The organism is Moraxella nasovis, assembly GCF_022701215.1.
Lineage (GTDB): Bacteria > Pseudomonadota > Gammaproteobacteria > Pseudomonadales > Moraxellaceae > Moraxella > Moraxella nasovis.
The window spans coordinates 210,785-230,235 of the sequence record NZ_CP089976.1 but is presented as its reverse complement, the minus strand read 5'-3'; the positions used below and the strand labels follow the sequence as shown (position 1 = coordinate 230,235).

Here is a 19,451-nt window from a genome sequence, read left to right as displayed (position 1 = left end):
GTTAGCACATGGGAATTGATGGTTGGTTTAAAGTTTTAATGGCTTATTGTAACATGAACGAATAATTTTTTGCAATTAATGGAATCTTCATGAAAAGACTTTTATTTTTGGGTTTTGGATTTATTTTAATGACTCAAGCAAGCGCTTACGAGGTTAAAAAAGTATGCGCAAAATATCAAACCAATTATTCTTGGTCGAAATCATATCAGGTGCAGTCTCATATTTATAGTGGACAAGAGCTCAACGAAGCTACCGGCAATGCATATATGGGCAAGTATAGTATGTTTGATCATTATGCGGTTATATGGTGGGATGCGGGACAGGCTAGTATTATTAAATTAAGTGGATTTTACACATCGGGGATGATGATGCTTTATCAAAATGGTACAGATCAAAATGGGCGAGCTTGGCAGTTGTCAGACAATAGTTATGGAATTTGCATTTAGGAGCTTCAATGAAAAAATCAGCAGGCTTGGTTTTAACGGTTGCTTTATTTAGCGCGTTTAGTACATTGGTAAATGCTACCTACATCCCAAATATATTTGGAGCTTATAATCGTGGCGTAGAAAACGCTCGTTATGAAAACAATCAGGACGTCTATTATTACTATCAAACACAGGCCCAGCCCAGGATATATGTTGATGTTTATGAGCCTGGCAGAAGAGGGCCGGTAGGTGGAAATCAAGTTTCTCTGAGGAAAAATCAAAATATATGCTGGCAGGTTTACCCCGTACCAAATGACAATCAGTATTATATTAGTGAGCTCTTTAATTTACCGCAGTCTGTTCGTTTAGGTGTACCATTTTTCGGGCAAAATACCACTGAAGACGAGATTCATAACGGAGGACAAATAACTAATTATACTTATGGCTATAATAGAAAGCAAATAAGCAAAACTAACAGCTTGAGTTCTTGCTGGGTATTTGAATCAGCAAGAACACCAAAGGGTGTTTACTTGATGTCTGTGAAAGTTGGCCAAGTTGATTTTGGTAGTATCAAATTTGAAATTGTGGATTAGATTACTTACTACCGACATAATAAAGAAAATTGGAAATTTTGATGAAAAAATTAGTTTTTTGTGCTTGTCTAGCTTTTGCCAGTCAATTAGCGATAGCAGCAAATTGGGTTGTTTCACCCGTAAGTAGTTATGAAGGTAAAGAGAAAACTTATATTGACCACAGTAGTATTCAAGGTTATTATTTTAATGGTTATAGTAAAGGCAAATATTATGTGATGGCTTGGGTTAAAAAAGAATATCCTGGTGCGCAGAAATTGAGAGATGGCCGAGTGTATCAAGAGTCCAAAGAGCTATGGTATGTTGATTGTTCTGCTAAGAGATTTTCGATTGGGGATATGGTTTATTATACAAAAAATGGAAATAAAGTTGTCTGGAGTGGGGCTGGTTATGTGCTCACTTACTCATCTGATAGTTGGATGAGAGCCATTCCTGATACGGTAGGCGATGGAATCGTTCAGAACATCTGCCTGGCGTATCAGGTGCAAAGTATAACCAATCAGACAAGCTGATTGTATTTTTATTATCAAAGACTGGTGATTGCCGGTCTTTGATGTTTGTTTAATATTGTCTTGATGGATTTGTAGCAAGGTCAAATCATCAGAAAATTCAAATTATTGGCTTTTTGTTGATATGGGTAAAATTCATACACATTATGATAATTTAAAGGTGGCTCGAACGGCTGATGCCGTTGTCATCAAAGCAGCTTATAAGGCGTTGGCACAAAAATATCATCCTGATAGAAACCCAGGCGATCCTGAAGCTGAGCGTATCATGAAGCTGATTAATAAAGCTTATGAGGTTTTGTTTGATCCGGTAAGAAGGTCAGAGTATGATCGGTGGATTGATGAGCAGGAAAGACGAGCGGAGCAAAATTCTCGTTATTCATCTTTTGATCATACTTCGCAATATCATACCGCTAATGATACTACTAGCAAGGGCGATAAGGATAGGCGAAATGATGAATATGTGTCAAGTGATGACATTAGGACTTCATCTGAGATGGTAAACCCAAAACCTATCGAAAGAGACTATTTTTCCGTGCGTGGACGGATGCGACGCCGAACTTATGCCATTTGTTATTTGTCAACAATGGTGGCGGCGATTTGGATAGGACAGGCTATTTTGGTGTCATTATCCATGGTGGGAGTTGAACTCGCTGGTGTGGGCTTGTTTTTCGTTGGTGTTATCACTACCTTACCCCTGGTTGTATCGCAATACTTTGTCATCAAGAGACTGCACGATTGCAATCATTCTGGCTGGTGGTCACTCATTCCTTTATTGCCGATTGTACTATTGTTTTTACCACCTAGCAAAGGGGCGAATCGCTTCGGGGTTGACCCGCGGGACCCTAATGATAAGCCTAGTCATACTGTTTATGAAGAAGATTATTCATTACTGTGTATTGCGATAATTGCATTAATTATCCAGATGTTTGTAATTTCTAGCAATACATCTGTCATTGACTACAGTACTTCAAGCATGGATTCATTATCCACCGTTCCGACAATAAAGAGTGATGAGGTAGAGCATGGTTGGGATGAAACAACTGCTGAAGCAGTGATGATTGCAGAGCAGACTGCTACTGCGGCACAAATGGCTGCTGAACAAGCGGCTAATGCAGCACGGATAGCTGCTGAGCAAGTATCTTCCGAAGCTCAGATTAATGCAGATTACGCAGCTGCTGAAGCTGAATATCATGCGGCTGTGGCAGAGATTAATGCTGTGTGGGATGCTTTACATCCCAACTTTCGCAATCAAATAAGAAATGAGCAAAAAACTATTAATCAGCGGCGTGAGAGGAAATGTATTGATTATGCTAACACAAATAGTAATAGGGTGGATATTGCTAAAACAATGCGTTATCGCTGTGAAATTCCACAACTGAAGGAGCGCACTGATTATCTTCGAGCACAGTTACATACTGTGGCTTTAGAGGTTAAACCACTGCCATGGACAGGGGAGACAAATCAGCCCGATCTTTATGGTGATACATACCTGCAAATTAAAACAAATCGTCATTATCATCATCTTATTAAAATTATTGATGCAAATAATCATCGTGAGGTCGCTTGGTACTTTGTGCGTAGAGGCGATATTATAAATCTTAATTTGCCTATCGGAGAATATATTGTGAAATATGCTTATGGGAATGCTTGGTTTGGTTATGACAATCTATTTGGTGATGATACTATGTACGCTCAAGTTGATGAGATTTTAGACTTTTACAGTTATCAAAGTTATGAGCTGGATTTGATGCGGCAGGTAAATGGTAATTTGCGAACAAGCATTATTGATAAAAGTCAATTTTGATAAAGAGTTATCGTTGGTAAATTTTATTGATATGCTTGCGATGGTAGATTTTATGGAGGTATAAAGTATTCCTATCTCTTTCCACTCAGCATCCCACTCGCCACAATCACACCAATCCCCAAGAGACTCAACCAGTCCAGTCGCTCACCGAACAGCCACACGCCAAAGAGTATCGCGAACACCACGCCCAGATAGGATAGTGTGGCTACGACGAATTTTCGTCCTACTTGGTAAGCGTAAGTTAATAACAACTGCCCCAAAAGCGCGGTCACGCCGATGCCGATGATGTATGGCAGATTAGATAGAGTAACAGGGCTAAAGCCAAAATATAACGCTAGCAGCCCTGCGATGATGGTGGATAATAATGAAAAATAAAACACGATTCGCCACGCAGGCTCACCAAGCAAACTAAGCTCACGCACTTGCAAATAGGCATAGCCAGAGATTGCCCCACTCACCAAGCCCAAAATCATGGCGAAGATGTCGCCATCTGCACTGGGTCTTAGCAGTATCAGCACGCCAACAAAACCCAAGATGAGAGACAGCCATGTGATGGGCGTTGGTTTTTGTTTCAAGATAATGACGGATAACAGCCCCAAAAATATCGCAGACGTATTTTGTAGGGTGCTGGCGGTCGCAAGTGGCAGATGTAAGACCACATAAAAATTCATCAAAAGAGCGACAGAGCCTGCCAAAGACCGCCAAAAATGCTCTTTTGGGTAGGGGGTGCGAAAGTCTCGCCCTTTTATCCATGAATAACCCCCAAGTACAATCAAGGAGAATGCCACACGCCAAAAGGTAATCTCATAGGTGTGCATGGCAAATTTTTGACCAGAAAATTTGATAAAAACGAGCATCAAAGCAAAACCAAGACTTGCCAATACCATATAAAATGACCCAAAAAATGAGCCTTGATTATTTGGGTTGGGGCTGTTTGGGTTGTCTGGGCTGTTTGGCGTGCTTGATGGACTGGGATTGGTCATGATTTGATGGGTAATGATTTGGATAAAATGTATGAATAAAAAACTGTGCTTAATGCCAGATTGGATATGAGCTTGGATTAACTAAAAACAAAGAATAAATAAAAACCAAAAAAAAGGGGGTGAAAAACTTTTCTCCCCTTGATGTCAATATGATTGGTATTTTGGATTAAGTAGCAGTTTTTGTAAAATGTAAAAGTTGCTACTTAATCATCTTAAACATTCATTGTCAAAAGCGTGCCAATTAACGATTGGGCAAATAGGCTTTGACATCTTTGGCAAACTGTCTTAGGGTTTCAACGGTGGCTTCCCAATCCAAACAACCATCGGTTACAGATTTACCGTATTCTAATTGTGATAAATCAGCAGGGATATTTTGTCTTCCGCCTTTAAGGTGGCTTTCTATCATAAGCCCCATGATAGAAGTGTTGCCATTTTGGATTTGTCCTGCGATGTTTTGGATAACCATAGGTTGCAAGTAAGGGTCTTTGCCGCTATTAGCATGACTGGCATCAACCATAATTTTACCGTTAGTTTTACCTTTGGCAAGCTCATCTTCAGCAGCGGCAATGGCGGTCTCGTCATAGTTTGGCTGGTCATTCCCACCACGCAAGACGACGTGGGCGTACTGATTGCCTTTTGATTTAATGATGCATACTTGACCATCTTCTGATAGACCTAAAAAGCTATGCCCAGATTGCACCGCTTGCATGGCATTAACAGCAACTGTCATACTGCCGTCTGTGCCATTTTTAAAGCCAACAGGGCAGGACAAGCCACTGCTCATCTCACGGTGCGTCTGAGATTCGGTGGTTCTAGCCCCAATCGCTGACCAGCTGATTAGGTCTTGAATATACTGCGGCGTATTTGGATCAAGTGCTTCGGTGGCACATGGCAAGCCTTTTTCGTTTAAGTCAAGAAGTAGCTTACGAGCCAAGCCAAGACCATGCTCAATATCAAAGCTGTCATTCATGTAAGGGTCGTTAATCAGACCTTTCCAGCCTGTGGTGGTGCGAGGTTTTTCAAAATAAACACGCATAACGATAAATAGCTCGTTAGACAACTCTTCGGCAAGTACTTTTAGGCGGTCGGCATATTCGTGGGCTGCTGTAACATCATGAATAGAACAAGGACCTATAACCACTAAAATGCGATTATCTTTACCATCAAGGATATTTTCAATGGTTTTACGACCGTTGAGTACGGTTTGGTAAGCGGTATCCGTGAGTGGGTATTTGCTTTTGAGTTGATGGGGGGTAATTAGAGGGATAAACTTTTCAATATTCACGTCGTCGATTTCTGCATTGTGAGTGGCGGTTTGGCTCATGGCTAAATTCCTAAAATTAAAATTACTGATCTTAAATGACTCAAATCCATTTGACGTACAGTCAATTGAAATGCTAGGGGTTATATTATGCACACAATAACTGTAATTAACAAGTTAAAAATCTTTTAATTATCATGAAATTTACTCAATTATGCTGGGATTTGATTGTCTGTGATTTTGTATGCTTTCGCTTCATCGCATGCTGTGATATGATAATGCGATTTTGATAGTTTAACGATTTGGTGACTATGAGTAATAACAACATAACGTACAGCGACATACAAAGTATTGTGGCAGATGATTTTGCCATTATGGATAAGCAAGTTTTTGGTAGCTTAAATTCAAAAGTGCAGCTGGTCATGAGTGTCTCAAAGCACGTCATCGATGCAGGCGGTAAAAGAATGCGTCCACTTATCACACTTTTAACTGCAAGAATGCTAGATGATCGTCAAAATGCCCAAGCCATGGAGCTTGCAGCGATTACCGAGATGCTGCATACTGCAACTTTAGTGCATGATGATGTGATTGACGCATCAGGATTAAGAAGAGGCAGACCGACAGCGAATGCCACGTGGGATAATGCCACAGCCGTTTTGGTGGGAGATTATCTGATTGCTCGTTCGTTTAATTTATTGGTGGGATTTAGCAATCTACCTTTATTAAAGCTATTTTCAGATGGTACATGCGACATTGCCGAAGGTGAAGTGTTGCAGTTACAACACCAGCATAATCCTGAGGCGACCGAAGACGATTATTTGCAGATTATCGATGGTAAGACATCACGGCTATTTATGATGGCAACCAAAGGGGCAGGTATCTTAGCAGGTCGAGATGACTTGCTAGAAGACTTAGGGGCGTTCGCTTATCATTTTGGCAATGCGTTTCAGATTATCGATGATGTGCTTGATTTTAGTGGTGATAGTGAGATTATGGGTAAGAATTTAGGTGATGATTTGGCTGAAGGAAAGCCTACGCTACCTATTATTAAAACCTTGCAACTTCTAAAAGAACAAGGCAATGATGATTATGACAAGTTGCGTGTCGCTGTTCAGACAGGTAAAGTGGATAATGTAGGTAAGCTTATTACTATGGTGCAGTCGTCAGGGGCGTTAGATTACTGTAAAAAGCGGGCATTTGATGAGACTTATGCTGCCCAAAATGCCCTAAAAAACCTACCAGACAACCGCTATCGCCAAGGTCTTTATGAGCTAACTAAGCTTGCCAGCAGTCGCTTGATGTAGCTTTTGGTTGGCTTAGCTACATGGCTGAATAAATACTTCTTGAATTAAAATCTTGCGACCTTGCCAATCATAGACAGTATTTCTACCCCATGATTGATTGTGGTGGTCATAAAAGTAGCTGCGAGTAAAGGGTAGCGTCTGATTTTTTTTAAATAGAACATAGCCGACAGGTGTGGTCTTTAGGTGTTTAAGTCGCTTGGCACTACCTGTTAGGCTTGTCAGTGGAAAGATACTTGTGGCATTTACTTTGGGTATGTCACCACTGGCTGATAGCAGTACTTTACGCACTTTACCAAGGCTAGGTCTGTGCACAGGTAGATTTAGTAGTTTTTTTTCATCAAAGGTTAACGGTCTGATGATTTGACTGATGACTTGTACGCATAAAGGCTTTCTTGATTGTCTTTCAAGTAGGGCGGTTAATGAGCCATCAGCAGTCAGATATTGCAGTAAATTGGGTGCTACGTCAGATAAGTGCATAGCGTGCTTGGGGTGTGATGTCATAAAATATGCCCAATGATAAGCTTTACGATATTTTAGCATAAGATGGCTTTTATGATAAAATAAATACCCACTACCCACCCAGTAAATATTTATAAATAAACTAAGTGATTATCTATGAGTCAATTAAATTCTCGTCAGCAAGAAGCATTAAAATACGTTTTAGGTCCACTCCTTGTCTTGGCGGGGGCAGGCTCTGGTAAAACAAGCGTTATCACCCAAAAAATCGCTCATTTAATCACCAACTGCAATATTCCTGCCGACCGTATCACAGCGATGACCTTTACCAATAAGGCTGCTCGTGAGATGAAAGCTCGTGTTCAAAAGCTACTACCCGCTGAACGTAGCCGAGGGCTTACTGTTTCTACATTTCACCAGTTTGGTTTGCAGTTTTTACGCTTTGAGTTGGTGCATACACCACTTAAAAGTAACTTTAGTATCATGGATGGCGAAGACAGTAAAAGACTGCTTATGGATCTTATGCAGCGAGATAACCTAAGTGGTGCAGACAGTAGAGAGCTTGTAGGCAAGGCAATTAAGATGATTTCTGATTGGAAAAATGATCTTATCCCACCAGAAAAAGCTGCTGACACCTTAAGCGATCCAGAAGATATGATGTTTGCTCATCTTTATGGGTTATATGAACGCAATCTACGAGCCTATAACGCTGTGGATTTTGATGATTTGATTGTATTGCCAGTAAAAATCCTAAAGCAAAATGAGCAAGTGCGTGATAAATGGCAGACTCGCATTCGTTATCTGCTTGTGGATGAATATCAAGACACCAACACCGCACAGTATGAATTAATAAAGCTATTGGTTGGTACTCAGTCAAGGTTTACGGTGGTGGGCGATGATGATCAGTCTATTTATGCTTGGCGTGGTGCGAAGCCTGAAAATATGGCACTGCTAAAGCAAGATTTTCCCACTTTACAGGTGGTTAAACTTGAACAAAATTACCGATCTACTGGCAAGATTTTAACTGCCGCTAATTCAGTGATTGCCAATAATGAACACCTTTTTGATAAGGTATTGTGGTCAGATAAGGGTGAAGGCAAACACATCCGAGTGTTGACTTGTCTAAACGAAATAGATGAAGCAGAGCGTGTTGCCAAAGAAATCGTAGCTCACCGAGTAACGCACGATGGTAAATGGGAGCAGTATGCAGTATTGTACCGTAGTAATTTTCAGGCACGATTATTAGAGGCAGAGCTAAGACAGCTGGGCGTACCTTATAAGCTGTCTGGCGGAACTTCTTTTTTTGCTCGTTCTGAAATTAAAGATGTGATGAGCTATTTAAGAATCATCTTAAACCCTGATGATGATGCGGCATTTTTACGCATTATTAATACACCAAAGCGTGGCATGGGTTCAGTAACGCTTGAAAAGCTTGGATTGCTTGCCCAAGAATACGAGATTTCGCTATTATCTGCTTGTCAACACGCAGGCTTAAAGGCAGCGGTGGGTAATAAGGCAAGCCACACATTGCTTGATTTTGCCAAGTTTATAGAGAGATACACCAAAGAGCTTTATGATAATTCAGATCCAATGGGGCTTGTTAGGCAGATGATTGAAGAAACAGGCTATATTGACTACATTAAAGACGACAGTAAGACGCCACAGCAAGAAAAAGTACGCCTTGAGAATATCGAGCTACTTTATGCTTCTATGTCGTCGCTAATCGATCGTGCTGAAGATGATGATGAGAAAACCATTGAGTCTGTTATCCGTAAGATGATGCTGCTTGATATGTTAGAGCAGCAACAAGAAGAAGAAAATATCAACAAAGTAAATCTTATGACGCTGCACGCTGCTAAGGGTTTGGAGTTTGATTATGTGTATATTATGGGGGTAGAAGAGGAGATTTTACCGCACCGCAATTCCATCTTAAGCGATACTGTAGAAGAAGAACGGCGATTAATGTATGTGGGTATCACCAGAGCAAAGCTTGAGCTGACTTTATTGCTTGCCAAGCAGCGACGTGTGGGGCGTGATATGCGTCATACGACACCTTCTCGATTCTTAGATGAGTTGCCGCTAGAGCACATTGACTATCCTGCCAAAAAAGGAGCTTCTAAGCTTACCAAAGAGCAAGCTGCTGATCATTATTTAGCGAATATTAAAGCGATGCTTGCTAAGAAAAAGTAAGCACAAGGCGTGCTGTCTTAAGCGGTGCTAAAAGGTGTAATCTTTTTGAATTTGGGAAAAATTTAGCACGACTTACTAAAATGTGCTAAAATTATCGCAATTTGTTTTAATTTATAATCAAAAAAAAGGTGAAGCCGTGTCTGATAAAAATCCTAAGTTTTCTCGTATTTTATTAAAATTGTCAGGTGAAGCGTTGGCAGGCGGTAAGGATATGGGGATTGATGCCTCTATCTTAGATAAGATGAGTCTGTCAATTGCTCATTTATGTGGGTTAGGCGTTCAGGTGGGTATCGTGGTCGGCGGCGGTAACTTGTACCGTGGTAGCACTCTACAAAAAGAAGGCTTGGTTGGACGTGTAACGGGCGATCAGATGGGTATGCTTGCAACTGTAATGAATGGTCTTGCTATGCGTGACGCGTTGGTTCGCCGCAACATTAAAACTCGTCTAATGTCTGCACTTTCAATATCTACAGTGGGTGAGTCTTATTCTAGTCGTGAAGCGATTCGTCATTTAAATAATGGCGAGGTTTGTATCTTTGTAGCGGGGACGGGAAATCCGTTTTTTACTACCGATACAGCGGCCTGCTTGCGTGGTATTGAGATTGAAGCAGGTTTGATTTTAAAGGCGACTAAGGTTGATGGGGTATATGATAAAGACCCAAATACCCATGAAGATGCCGTAAAATACGACAGCTTAAGCTTTGATGAAGTGCTAGAACGTAAGCTTGGCGTAATGGATCTTACCGCAATCGCTCTATGTCGTGAGCATAATGTGCCGTTACAAGTGTTTGATATGAATAAGCCAAACGCCTTGCTTAACGTTGTGATGGGCGAAAAAGAAGGTACTCGTGTCTATCATTAGACCAAATGCAGTTCAAATTTCACCATAAGTTTACAATCTATAACTATTAAGGAATTTATATGTTAAATGCAATCCATGATGATGGCGAAAGCCGTATGAACAAATCAGTAGAAGCATTAGAAAATGCCTTTGCTAAACTGCGTACAGGGCGAGCCCACCCTGGTATCTTATCTAGTGTGATGGTCAATTATTACGGTGCGGACACGCCATTAAATCAGGTGGCAAGCGTGAACGTTGAAGACAGCCGTACGCTACTTGTCCAGCCTTTTGAGCGTTCAATGGTGCAAGCGGTTGATAAAGCAATTCGTGAAGCTGACTTGGGGCTAAACCCAATGACCGCTGACGTAATTCGTGTACCAATGCCAGCATTAACCGAAGAGACTCGCCGTGATATGCAAAAACTGGCACGCTCAGACGCTGAACAAGCTCGTATATCTGTGCGTAACATTCGCCGTGATATGATGAATGATGTAAAAGCCTTGGTTAAGGATAAAGAAATCTCAGAAGACGACGAACGTCGTGCAGCTGATGTCATTCAAAAGATGACAGATAAATTCATCGGTGTGATTGATGCACGCCTTGAGAAAAAAGAAAGCGAACTGATGGAAGTGTAAATCATCAAGCCTAACTAAAAACCGTGATGGGGATACCAAAGCGGTTTTTGTTCTTTATATCAGTTTATACAATTATCCCGCCTATTATTAATTTAATCAATTTAAAAAAGCCCATAACTTATGTCAAATATTAACCACTCTGTTGTTGTGCCTGAACACGTTGCAATTATTATGGATGGCAATAATCGCTATGGCAAGGCTCAAAACCTAGCTACTGGCATGGGGCATAAGGCGGGTAAAGACGCACTAGACCCTATCGTAGAGCATTGCTTGGCAAAAGGGATAAAGGTGCTGACGGTTTTTGCATTTTCATCGGAGAATTGGGCAAGACCAAAGGGTGAAGTAGATTTATTAATGGCACTACTTAAAAACACCATTAATGAACAAATGCCACGCATGCATAAATATCAAATTCGCTTAAGATTTATTGGGGATCGCAGCCGCTTAAGCGATGATTTAATCCAATTAATGTCGGATGCTGAAGCACAAACAGCACAGTTTTGTGCTATGACTTTAGTTATCGCCATCAGCTATGGCGGTCAATGGGATATGACGAACGCCTGTCAAACACTCGCCAAAAAGGCAGTGAGTGGTGAGATTGATGTTTTAGACATTAACACAGACATGCTTGGCAAATACGTTTGCTTGTCAGATTGCCCACCTGTGGATATGCTAATCCGTACAGGTGGCGAATTTCGCATTTCTAATTTTTTATTATGGCAAGCTGCATATGCAGAGCTGTATTTTACCCAGACGTTGTGGCCAGAATTTACCCCAGAAGAGTTTGATGAAATACTGACTGATTTTGCTATGCGTGAACGCCGATTTGGGCAAACCCAAGAGCAAATCGCTTTGCAACAAACCCAAAAAAACACAAGGATAAAATATGTGGCAACGAATTAAAACCGCCATTATCTTGGTGCTGATTGTCGGTGTGGCGATGTTCACCACACGTTTGCCAGTATTATTTTTACCATTATTGGCATTAGGTACACTTATCGCTAGCCATGAATGGACGAAGCTTATGCCTAAGATGAAGTTCCCAGCACGATTTATCCTGCTGTCATTGGTGGTAACCATGATCAGTATTTTAATTGCTTATGTTTGGGTGGTATGGTGGCTTTTGTCATTTGGCATTTGGGTGATGGCACTAAAATGGGTGCTTGTATATCCTGACCAAGAAAAATGGTATGGACGCCGTTTATTTTTTATGGGTATTGTTATTTTAACTGCCAGCATTACAGCAATGTACAGCTTATGGTCCATGTCACCTTGGTGGCTGATGTATGTCTTTTTATTGGTGTGGTGTGCTGATAGTGGCGCTTATTTTGTGGGTAGAAAGTTTGGCAGACGTAAGCTTGCCCCTAATGTATCGCCAAATAAGAGTGTTGAAGGTCTGATTGGCGGACTGGTAACGGCAGGCGTTGTGGTCGTAGGGGTGAGTATTTGGCTTGGATTTAGTGGCACAGCTTTCGTCGCCTTTTTGTTATTGTCGGTGCTGACCGTCATGGCTAGCGTACTGGGTGATTTGTTTGAGTCGATGTTAAAGCGTCGAGCAGGCATTAAGGATTCTGGTACGATTTTACCTGGTCATGGCGGCGTGCTTGATCGCATTGATTCATTGTTATCTGCCACCCCAGTCTTTGCACTCGGAGTTTGGGTACTTGTATATGCCAATGTATTGCCACATTTAACGCAGCTAAACTAAGGCGAGTTACTTGATTAATAAGTAAACTTTTTATCAAGTTCATGCTTGGCATGAGCGATATAGACCTGTTTTGATATGACATAAGAGCTTATGATATGGATACCGAATTTATTAAAATTTTTCTGGCATTTTTGGTGCTGATGAATCCCTTTAGTGCTTTAGGGTTATTTTTAAATCTTACCAAAAATTACAGTGTTGCCGATCGCCGTAAGGTAGCACAGATTGCTTGCACGACCATTTTTGTAACGATTGCATTTTTTGCCTTGCTTGGGGAATTTTTATTAAAATTCTTAGGGATTTCTATCGGTTCATTCCAAGTGGCAGGTGGCATCTTGGTGTTTTTAATTGCCATTAGCATGATGAATGGTGATGGCAATCCTGTTAAACCCAATGAAGAAGATATTGAAATTAAAACAACCTTAACTGCTTCAGCGGTAGTGCCACTTGCAATACCAATGATGATTGGACCTGGCGGTATTTCAACTGTTATTATTTATTCAAGCCGACCTGGCGGTTGGTTTGAGACAGTGGCGATTATTGCAGCTGGTCTTTTTATCAGTTTGTTTTGCTATTCTGGCTTGATGGCAGCGGGTCGTTTAAGTCGATTTTTGGGGAATACGGGTTTAAATATTTTAAGCCGTGTGATGGGTATGCTGCTAGCTGCGGTGGCTGTTGAGATTACCATTAATGGGCTAAAGGCGATTTTGCCATATGTGATGAGTTAAATTAGTCCAATAAAAAGCCGCTCGCTAAAATCTAGTGAGCGGCTTTTTATTGCCGATTATCGGCTATAAATCATTGAGTAAATCTGCCAATGCCTTGCCTGCATCATTTGTTTTCATGAACTGCTCACCGATGAGAAAATGATGAATGTTATTATCAAGCATTAGCTGAATATCTTTGGCATTATCAAGACCGCTTTCACTCACAATCAAGGCGTCCTTGCCAAGCGTGTCAAATAACGCCTGACATAGTCGAATGCTGTGCTGTAAATCCACTTCAAATGTGTTCAAATTACGGTTGTTGATACCATAGATATTATGGGTAGAATAAGGCAACTTTAATGCACGCACTAGCTCTTCTTTGGTGTGAATTTCAATCAAGACATCCATTTTAAGTTCTATGGCGGTAGCATGAAGGCGTGATACTGTCTCATCATCAAGGCAAGCCATAATCAGTAAAATACAGTCTGCACCCATTAAGCGAGATTCATAGATGTGATACTCTGACACCATAAAATCTTTACGCAGTATGGGCAAATGACTAACCGACCTTACTTGTGCTAAGTAATCTTCATGACCTAAGAAATACTCACGATCAGTTAGCACCGAGATGCAAGCTGCCCCTGCGTTTTGATAGCCGATAGCAGCAGATTTTGGGTCAAAATTTTGACAAATCACCCCTTTTGATGGCGATGCCTTTTTAACTTCACTGATAATGCCTATTTTGCCAGCTTTTGCTTTTTGGCGTAAGGCGTTTGCAAATCCTCTAGGGGGCTCTGTTAAGTCGGCAACTTTTTTTTGCAAGGCATCAAGACTTATTTTGGTTTTTGCAGCAGCGATTTCTTGATGTTTGGTTGCTATGATTTTTTGTAAAATGCTAGGTGTGTTTTGCATGATAATCACTGTTTAAATAAAGTTAAAGGCTTTGGGTGAATTTGGCGTATTCGTCAAGCTTAACGAGTGCCTTGCCACTTTCAATCACACGGCGAGCCGTAAGTACACCTTGGGTGTGGCTATCTGCTAGACCTGACACATAAATAGCTGCACCTGCATTGATGGCAAGAATATCTTGGGCTTTTTTGATGGTCTGATCCTCGCTTTTGCCAGCTAAAGCAGCACGGATAAGCGTCAGACTTTCAGAAGAATCATGCACCTTTAGTCCGTTTAGAGTTTGGGAGTTGATACCAAAGTCTTCTGGGCTTACATTATAAGTGCTTATCTTGCCGTTTTTTAACTCTGCAACGTATGTCGCTTCCGCTAAGCTAAACTCATCAAGCCCATCATGTGAGCTTGCTACGATGACATGATTTGCCCCAAGATTTCTAAAAACGTGAGCCAGTGGTTCGCATAATTCTTCGCTAAATGTGCCGATGACGGCATTTTTAACACCTGCAGGATTGGTCAGCGGTCCTAAAATATTAAAGATGGTACGTGCTTTTAGTTGGCGACGCACACCAATGGCGTGTTTCATAGCGGCGTGGTAATTTGGAGCAAATAAAAATCCAATGCCTTGCTTGGTAATGCATTCTAAGGTCTGCGACTTATCTAAGTTTAGTGCGATGCCTGCTTGTTCAAGCAAATCCGATGAGCCTGAACGTGTAGATACGCCACGATTGCCATGCTTAGCGATAGTAACCCCAGCTGCTGCTGCCACGAAGGCACAAGCTGTTGAAATGTTAAATAGGTTTGCCCCATCTCCACCGGTCCCCACGATATCAACGACATAATCAAGCGATGGCAGGGTGATTTTATCAGCAAGCTCAATCATGACAGATGCACATGCGGTAATCTCGTCAATGGTCTCGCCTTTAATGCGTAAGGCGACAAGAATCGCTCCCATTAAGGCATCAGGGCAGCGTCCTTGCATGATGATAAGCATGACTTGACGCATGAGTGTGCTGTCTAAATCAATGTTATTTAGTAGTTTATCTAAAGCGGTGGTGAGAATTTGACTAATCTCATCGTCAGATAAGTTTAAGATGTCGTGGGCGGTATTCATGATAAGCCTTGAAATAATGAGTGTTGTCTGTCATGCTACTTTGGGTAAGTGTTGATTGTCAAGCTTGGCAAGTCCATGCTGGTGCAAAAAGTTATTAAAAATCTGATAGCCATGCTCACTAAGAATGGATTCTGGGTGAAACTGTACCCCTTGTATTGGTAAAAATTGATGGCGAACGCCCATAATTTCTTTGATTGAGCCATCTTGGTTCGCAGTCCAAGCAGTAACGCTTAGGCACTGTGGTAGGCTTGCCTTATCAATGACTAAAGAGTGGTAGCGTGTGGCATCAAAGGGTGCTGGCAAGTCAGTAAATACCCCCAAGCCATCATGGTAAATACTAGATAGTCTGCCGTGCATGATTTCATCGGCTTGCACCACACGACCCCCAAAAGCCTGCCCAATCGCCTGATGTCCAAGACACACCCCAAGCGTGGGGATTGTCGTGCTGATATGCTTTAAGATGGGTAAGCTGATGCCTGCTTCGTTCGGTGTACAAGGACCTGGACCAAGCACGATGGCATCAGGTTTTAGTTGTTTGATGTCATCAAGGCTGATTTGATCGTTTTGTTTGACAATGACATTTTGTTGCAGCTCACTAAAGTACTGCACGATGTTATAAGTAAAGCTACAAAAATTGTCAATGATTAGAATCATTAATTTATCTCGTTGATTGTGTTGATATTTTATTTAAATAGCCATTATTTTGTATTGCCGATGATTGGCATAAACCAGATAATATGAAAAGTCATTCTATCAGAATTTATATTATATTTCATTAAAATGCGACAACTTTTAGTGCTATTTTAAGCATTATAAAATTTAGCTAATTTTCTTAATCATGCAAAAATTATTTGCCATAAAATCACCCCATAATCTTTGTGTTGTGATAAACTTATAAAAAAAATTAGGGTGTATTGATATTTATTATTTTTATCCCAAAACACAAGTATATCAATACACCTTGCCTTTAATAACTTGCGTGATAGATTGTCGCCACGCCTTATTTATATCATATTATTTATGCAAATTCGTAAACTTTTTAAATTTGAAAATGCACATATTGTGCGTAATTGCAGCTCAGACCGCTGTAAATTTTCTATTCATGGGCATAGCTATAAAGTTGAATTGATTTTAGAAGCTCATCGCTTGGATCATGGGCAGATGGTTTATGATTTTGGTCTGTTAAAGTCATCAATCAAAGACATTATTGACAGCTTTGATCATGCCATCACGTTTTGGGATAAGGATGACGTTGATTATATTGATGCGTGTAAACGCTTTAGTGATCGATGGATTAGCCTGCCTGTTTCACCATCTGCTGAGCAGTTTAGCCGTGTGATTTTCTTTTGGGCAAGTCAGATTTTAAAACAAACCATAATGCAAAATGGAGAAAGCGACGTCAGCGTCTATTCAGTTATCGTGCATGAGACAGATACTGGCTATGCTCAGTGCTTTATTGATGATGTGAATAATAAGCAGATGGGTGTATTAAACTTAGAAGACTTTAGGTTTAGCGACCAAGTTAAAGCCGAATGGCATGATCCTAAGATGTACGATAAGCTGCTAAATGGACAAAAATTCATCAATCCTAGGGTAGTACTACAAGTAACAGACTAGCTTATTGGTTTTCATAAAAATACCCAGTTTGATAGGCTGGGTATTTTATTTACTTTTAATTAGGTTATTTAGGCAGATTTGGTGGTCTCTCAGGTTTTGGCAGCGGATTGTCCGCACCTGAAAAATCATCATGTTGAGCTGGTGGAGTGGCGTCGTTTACTACATTTTCTGCTGTATCAACAACCTCAGGTGATTCGTTTTCTTGGGGTTTTTTCTTAGATAGACGCCCAAGTCTACGTACAACATAACTATCGGGCAGGACACGTCCTTGGGGCTCTTTTTCATCAATAATCTCTTCATAAATGATTCTACCTTCGCTGTCAATGCGAGTGTATTTCACCGATTCATTGCGTGGCAGAAAAAAGTCTAATGGGCGTACCAAAAAATGCTCAAAGACAAGCCGATTTAGTCGCTGCCACTCAAAGAAGCGTACTTCTTTTGAGCGTAAGGCAACAAATAATGCAAGCGAAAAGCTTACCATTAAGTTTACCATACCGATGAGTAAAACGCCCACAAATGAGATCAAAATCAGCTGCCATGTCAAATCTGCGGCAGGTAGATAAAACAGTCCATGTACAAAGTTGGCAGCTGAAAAAGCAATGTGGCGAATGTCAATTGGCAAGCCTAGCATATAGCCGATGGTTGCAGTTGAGCCTAAAAAACAGCCAAAAATGAAGTTTCCCATAATCGCACCAAGGTTGGCTTCCACAAAGTTGCCAAGTTTGTCTTGCCACGATTTAGACATAATCTTAGCAAGCAAAGGGTGACGTTTTACACGTTCGCCAACTTTATTATATGCTGCTAAGTTATCATAATAGCCAGAGATGAGACCTGATAAGAATAAGTACACGCCTGCAATCGCTGCATGTGGTAAAGATAGGGAGTGAATCGGATCTAAGTCGTGTAATAAATGTGCCGCCTGTACCCCAGTAATCATAGGTGAATCATTAAAATACACCCAAGCATACGCAATGGCTAATGAGATAGGCATGGCAATAGAAATGTTGCCTAAGATGGCAACAAACTGCGTTCTTAAAATATCTACTATGATCTCAGAAAGCTTGATGAGTTGCTGAGTTTTCTTGTTGTTTGTGCCATTGCCTTCAGATAGTGTGGATGCGATGGCAGCAGCTGTCATGGCAGGCTGTTTGGTTGCAACAGTACCACCTGCGATATGAATCACCACAAAGCCTAGACCATAAATCATACTGTTCATAAAAGCACTGCCAACTGGTGCTAAGACCAGTCGGTAACCTAAGATTTTTAAGGTTGCCATAAATGCGATGAAAAAGCCGCCGAGTGCTGCTTTTTTGTACATTTTACGGTAACCTGCCTTATCGGTGCTGATGTAATGTTCACCCACCTTGCTGGCATTTTCAGTCACCTTTCGTGACAAAAGTTTGGTATTACTTTCAATCAGATAACTAAAGCTGTAACGAGTTTTGGCGGTCAGGGCAATTTGAGAAGTTAGCTCAACAATGGCGTTATCACGCTGCTTTTTATCACATAAAAGAGCAATCAAGACACCCATGCGATGCAAGCTTTGCTCAAGGCGAACAATTAGGTTGGTTAAGCGAATAGAAATACCAGTTTTATAAATGCGTTTTCGCACATTAACCACGATGTCATTACATTGTTCTAGCATGACTAACAGCTGTGCAGGGTAGATATCATCTTCTGGTGCAATATCAGTCAGCGAGTCTAGGTCGTGTGCCTTACGGTAGTCGTTTGCAAACAGTACAGCTTCTTGGTTTTGGGCGACAAAAGCGGCAGAATGATTTAGCATCTGCGGGTAGGCGATCATTAGGTCAGGATGCAATCCCATGCCAGCGATACGATACGATAAAATAACAATGGCGTTTAGAATGTTATTTTTGGCGGTGGCAACTAAATGTAAATCATCAGATTTTACCTTTAATAAATCCACCAACGCTTCCCAATGCTCTTCTGCAATCGTACTAAGCCACTGTAAATCATTATCTTGATCAAATAAGTATGCCGCCAATTCAACCACAGAATCTTCTTGGGGTAAAAGTGGTAAAAAACGGTGGGCGATGAGTCGATTAAAACTTTGAAAAAATCCATGATCAAGTGCAATACCAGTATCTACATACAATGGAATCTGGCTGTATTGGTTGATAAGGCGTAAGATAAATGCCACCAAGCCTTCACCATATTCAGGATTGGCTTGCAAAATTTCAATCAATTCTAATATTTTAGCATTGCTAGCTTCTTGATCATCTTTGGGAGTGCGAAGATAGTCAATGAGTCGCTTAAGTGACTGTGCTTCTGGTAGATCGCTCAGTGCAGCAATATGTTTAAGAATATGGTCTAAATCGGCAGGGTTGGTCATCACCAATTAATCTCCAGTAAAGCAGTGTTCATTTGCAGGTTGCCAATTCTACCA

19 protein-coding genes are annotated in these 19,451 nt (G+C 40.9%); 12 read left to right on the top strand and 7 right to left on the bottom strand.

From position 1 onward, the window contains the following. The first annotated feature begins 89 nt into the window (after positions 1–89). From LU293_RS01130 to LU293_RS01115, 4 genes are all read left to right on the top strand, one after another. Positions 90–446 (top strand): hypothetical protein, encoded by a 357-nt coding sequence (locus LU293_RS01130; RefSeq protein WP_242748099.1) that lies wholly within the window; start codon positions 90–92, stop codon positions 444–446. Between the two features lie 8 nt (positions 447–454). Then, positions 455–1,018: a PM0630 family protein gene (locus LU293_RS01125; protein WP_242748098.1), complete on the top strand. Its 564-nt coding sequence runs from the start codon at positions 455–457 to the stop codon at positions 1,016–1,018. 41 nt (positions 1,019–1,059) lie between these two features. Beyond that, positions 1,060–1,527, top strand: coding sequence for a surface-adhesin E family protein (locus LU293_RS01120; protein WP_242748097.1), 468 nt, complete (start codon positions 1,060–1,062; stop codon positions 1,525–1,527). A gap of 121 nt (positions 1,528–1,648) precedes the next feature. After that, on the top strand, positions 1,649–3,328 hold the full coding sequence (locus LU293_RS01115; RefSeq protein ID WP_242748096.1) for a DnaJ domain-containing protein: 1,680 nt from the start codon (positions 1,649–1,651) through the stop codon (positions 3,326–3,328). A 71-nt stretch (positions 3,329–3,399) separates the two neighbouring features. Here LU293_RS01115 and LU293_RS01110 read toward each other — a convergent pair whose 3' ends face one another. Both LU293_RS01110 and LU293_RS01105 read right to left on the bottom strand, forming a co-directional pair. Then, the gene (locus tag LU293_RS01110; RefSeq protein WP_242748095.1) at positions 3,400–4,311 is read right to left on the bottom strand and encodes a DMT family transporter; all 912 of its coding nucleotides are present in this window, start codon (positions 4,309–4,311) and stop codon (positions 3,400–3,402) included. A gap of 241 nt (positions 4,312–4,552) precedes the next feature. Further along, positions 4,553–5,635: a 3-deoxy-7-phosphoheptulonate synthase gene (locus tag LU293_RS01105; RefSeq protein WP_242748094.1), complete on the bottom strand. Its 1,083-nt coding sequence runs from the start codon at positions 5,633–5,635 to the stop codon at positions 4,553–4,555. Positions 5,636–5,883: 248 nt separating this feature from the next. On the opposite strand from LU293_RS01105, the gene LU293_RS01100 reads away from it, so the two are divergent. Further along, positions 5,884–6,876 (top strand): polyprenyl synthetase family protein, encoded by a 993-nt coding sequence (locus LU293_RS01100; RefSeq protein WP_242748093.1) that lies wholly within the window; start codon positions 5,884–5,886, stop codon positions 6,874–6,876. A gap of 12 nt (positions 6,877–6,888) precedes the next feature. Here the strand turns inward: LU293_RS01100 and LU293_RS01095 are convergent, their stop codons facing one another. Then, entirely contained in the window at positions 6,889–7,377 is a 489-nt protein-coding gene (locus LU293_RS01095) for a chorismate--pyruvate lyase family protein (RefSeq protein ID WP_242748092.1), read from the bottom strand. Between the two features lie 114 nt (positions 7,378–7,491). On the opposite strand from LU293_RS01095, the gene LU293_RS01090 reads away from it, so the two are divergent. From LU293_RS01090 to LU293_RS01065, 6 genes are all read left to right on the top strand, one after another. Continuing rightward, the gene (locus LU293_RS01090; RefSeq protein WP_242748091.1) at positions 7,492–9,522 is read left to right on the top strand and encodes a UvrD-helicase domain-containing protein; all 2,031 of its coding nucleotides are present in this window, start codon (positions 7,492–7,494) and stop codon (positions 9,520–9,522) included. 136 nt (positions 9,523–9,658) lie between these two features. Further along, positions 9,659–10,384 (top strand): UMP kinase, encoded by a 726-nt coding sequence (gene pyrH / locus LU293_RS01085; RefSeq protein ID WP_242748090.1) that lies wholly within the window; start codon positions 9,659–9,661, stop codon positions 10,382–10,384. 59 nt (positions 10,385–10,443) lie between these two features. Further along, a complete protein-coding gene (frr, locus tag LU293_RS01080; protein WP_242748089.1) occupies positions 10,444–10,998 on the top strand; it encodes a ribosome recycling factor in 555 nt (184 codons plus the stop codon). Between the two features lie 120 nt (positions 10,999–11,118). Continuing rightward, positions 11,119–11,901, top strand: coding sequence for a polyprenyl diphosphate synthase (gene uppS / locus LU293_RS01075; RefSeq protein WP_242748088.1), 783 nt, complete (start codon positions 11,119–11,121; stop codon positions 11,899–11,901). Then, a complete protein-coding gene (locus tag LU293_RS01070; RefSeq protein ID WP_242748087.1) occupies positions 11,885–12,706 on the top strand; it encodes a phosphatidate cytidylyltransferase in 822 nt (273 codons plus the stop codon). The genes uppS and LU293_RS01070 overlap by 17 nt, the downstream gene beginning before the upstream one ends. A gap of 95 nt (positions 12,707–12,801) precedes the next feature. After that, positions 12,802–13,431 (top strand): MarC family protein, encoded by a 630-nt coding sequence (locus LU293_RS01065; protein WP_242748086.1) that lies wholly within the window; start codon positions 12,802–12,804, stop codon positions 13,429–13,431. A gap of 63 nt (positions 13,432–13,494) precedes the next feature. On the opposite strand, the gene trpC is transcribed toward LU293_RS01065, so the two are convergent. Genes trpC through LU293_RS01050 form a run of 3 tightly spaced genes read right to left on the bottom strand, consistent with a single transcriptional unit; the run spans position 13,495 to position 16,081 of the window. Continuing rightward, positions 13,495–14,325 (bottom strand): indole-3-glycerol phosphate synthase TrpC, encoded by an 831-nt coding sequence (gene trpC, locus LU293_RS01060; RefSeq protein WP_242749586.1) that lies wholly within the window; start codon positions 14,323–14,325, stop codon positions 13,495–13,497. 19 nt (positions 14,326–14,344) lie between these two features. Beyond that, on the bottom strand, positions 14,345–15,427 hold the full coding sequence (gene trpD, locus LU293_RS01055) for an anthranilate phosphoribosyltransferase (RefSeq protein ID WP_375540345.1): 1,083 nt from the start codon (positions 15,425–15,427) through the stop codon (positions 14,345–14,347). Between the two features lie 30 nt (positions 15,428–15,457). Continuing rightward, a complete protein-coding gene (locus tag LU293_RS01050; RefSeq protein ID WP_242748085.1) occupies positions 15,458–16,081 on the bottom strand; it encodes an anthranilate synthase component II in 624 nt (207 codons plus the stop codon). 366 nt (positions 16,082–16,447) lie between these two features. Between LU293_RS01050 and LU293_RS01045 the strand changes: the two genes are divergently transcribed. Beyond that, the gene (locus LU293_RS01045; RefSeq protein WP_242748084.1) at positions 16,448–17,044 is read left to right on the top strand and encodes a 6-pyruvoyl trahydropterin synthase family protein; all 597 of its coding nucleotides are present in this window, start codon (positions 16,448–16,450) and stop codon (positions 17,042–17,044) included. 64 nt (positions 17,045–17,108) lie between these two features. Here the strand turns inward: LU293_RS01045 and LU293_RS01040 are convergent, their stop codons facing one another. Then, the gene (locus LU293_RS01040) at positions 17,109–19,397 is read right to left on the bottom strand and encodes a site-specific recombinase (protein WP_242749582.1); all 2,289 of its coding nucleotides are present in this window, start codon (positions 19,395–19,397) and stop codon (positions 17,109–17,111) included. Between the last annotated feature and the right edge of the window lie 54 nt (positions 19,398–19,451).

Excerpts from the sequence above, each read along its gene's own strand:
- LU293_RS01130 (WP_242748099.1), top strand. The coding sequence starts at position 90 with ATGAAAAGACTTTTATTTTTGGGTTTTGGATTTATTTTAATGACTCAA.
- LU293_RS01125 (WP_242748098.1), top strand. The coding sequence starts at position 455 with ATGAAAAAATCAGCAGGCTTGGTTTTAACGGTTGCTTTATTTAGCGCG.
- LU293_RS01120 (WP_242748097.1), top strand. The coding sequence starts at position 1,060 with ATGAAAAAATTAGTTTTTTGTGCTTGTCTAGCTTTTGCCAGTCAATTA.
- LU293_RS01115 (WP_242748096.1), top strand. The coding sequence starts at position 1,649 with ATGGGTAAAATTCATACACATTATGATAATTTAAAGGTGGCTCGAACG.
- LU293_RS01110 (WP_242748095.1), bottom strand. The coding sequence starts at position 4,311 with ATGACCAATCCCAGTCCATCAAGCACGCCAAACAGCCCAGACAACCCA.
- LU293_RS01105 (WP_242748094.1), bottom strand. The coding sequence starts at position 5,635 with ATGAGCCAAACCGCCACTCACAATGCAGAAATCGACGACGTGAATATT.
- LU293_RS01100 (WP_242748093.1), top strand. The coding sequence starts at position 5,884 with ATGAGTAATAACAACATAACGTACAGCGACATACAAAGTATTGTGGCA.
- LU293_RS01095 (WP_242748092.1), bottom strand. The coding sequence starts at position 7,377 with ATGACATCACACCCCAAGCACGCTATGCACTTATCTGACGTAGCACCC.
- LU293_RS01090 (WP_242748091.1), top strand. The coding sequence starts at position 7,492 with ATGAGTCAATTAAATTCTCGTCAGCAAGAAGCATTAAAATACGTTTTA.
- frr (WP_242748089.1), top strand. The coding sequence starts at position 10,444 with ATGTTAAATGCAATCCATGATGATGGCGAAAGCCGTATGAACAAATCA.
- uppS (WP_242748088.1), top strand. The coding sequence starts at position 11,119 with ATGTCAAATATTAACCACTCTGTTGTTGTGCCTGAACACGTTGCAATT.
- LU293_RS01070 (WP_242748087.1), top strand. The coding sequence starts at position 11,885 with ATGTGGCAACGAATTAAAACCGCCATTATCTTGGTGCTGATTGTCGGT.
- LU293_RS01065 (WP_242748086.1), top strand. The coding sequence starts at position 12,802 with ATGGATACCGAATTTATTAAAATTTTTCTGGCATTTTTGGTGCTGATG.
- trpD (WP_375540345.1), bottom strand. The coding sequence starts at position 15,427 with ATGAATACCGCCCACGACATCTTAAACTTATCTGACGATGAGATTAGT.
- LU293_RS01050 (WP_242748085.1), bottom strand. The coding sequence starts at position 16,081 with ATGATTCTAATCATTGACAATTTTTGTAGCTTTACTTATAACATCGTG.
- LU293_RS01045 (WP_242748084.1), top strand. The coding sequence starts at position 16,448 with ATGCAAATTCGTAAACTTTTTAAATTTGAAAATGCACATATTGTGCGT.
- LU293_RS01040 (WP_242749582.1), bottom strand. The coding sequence starts at position 19,397 with ATGACCAACCCTGCCGATTTAGACCATATTCTTAAACATATTGCTGCA.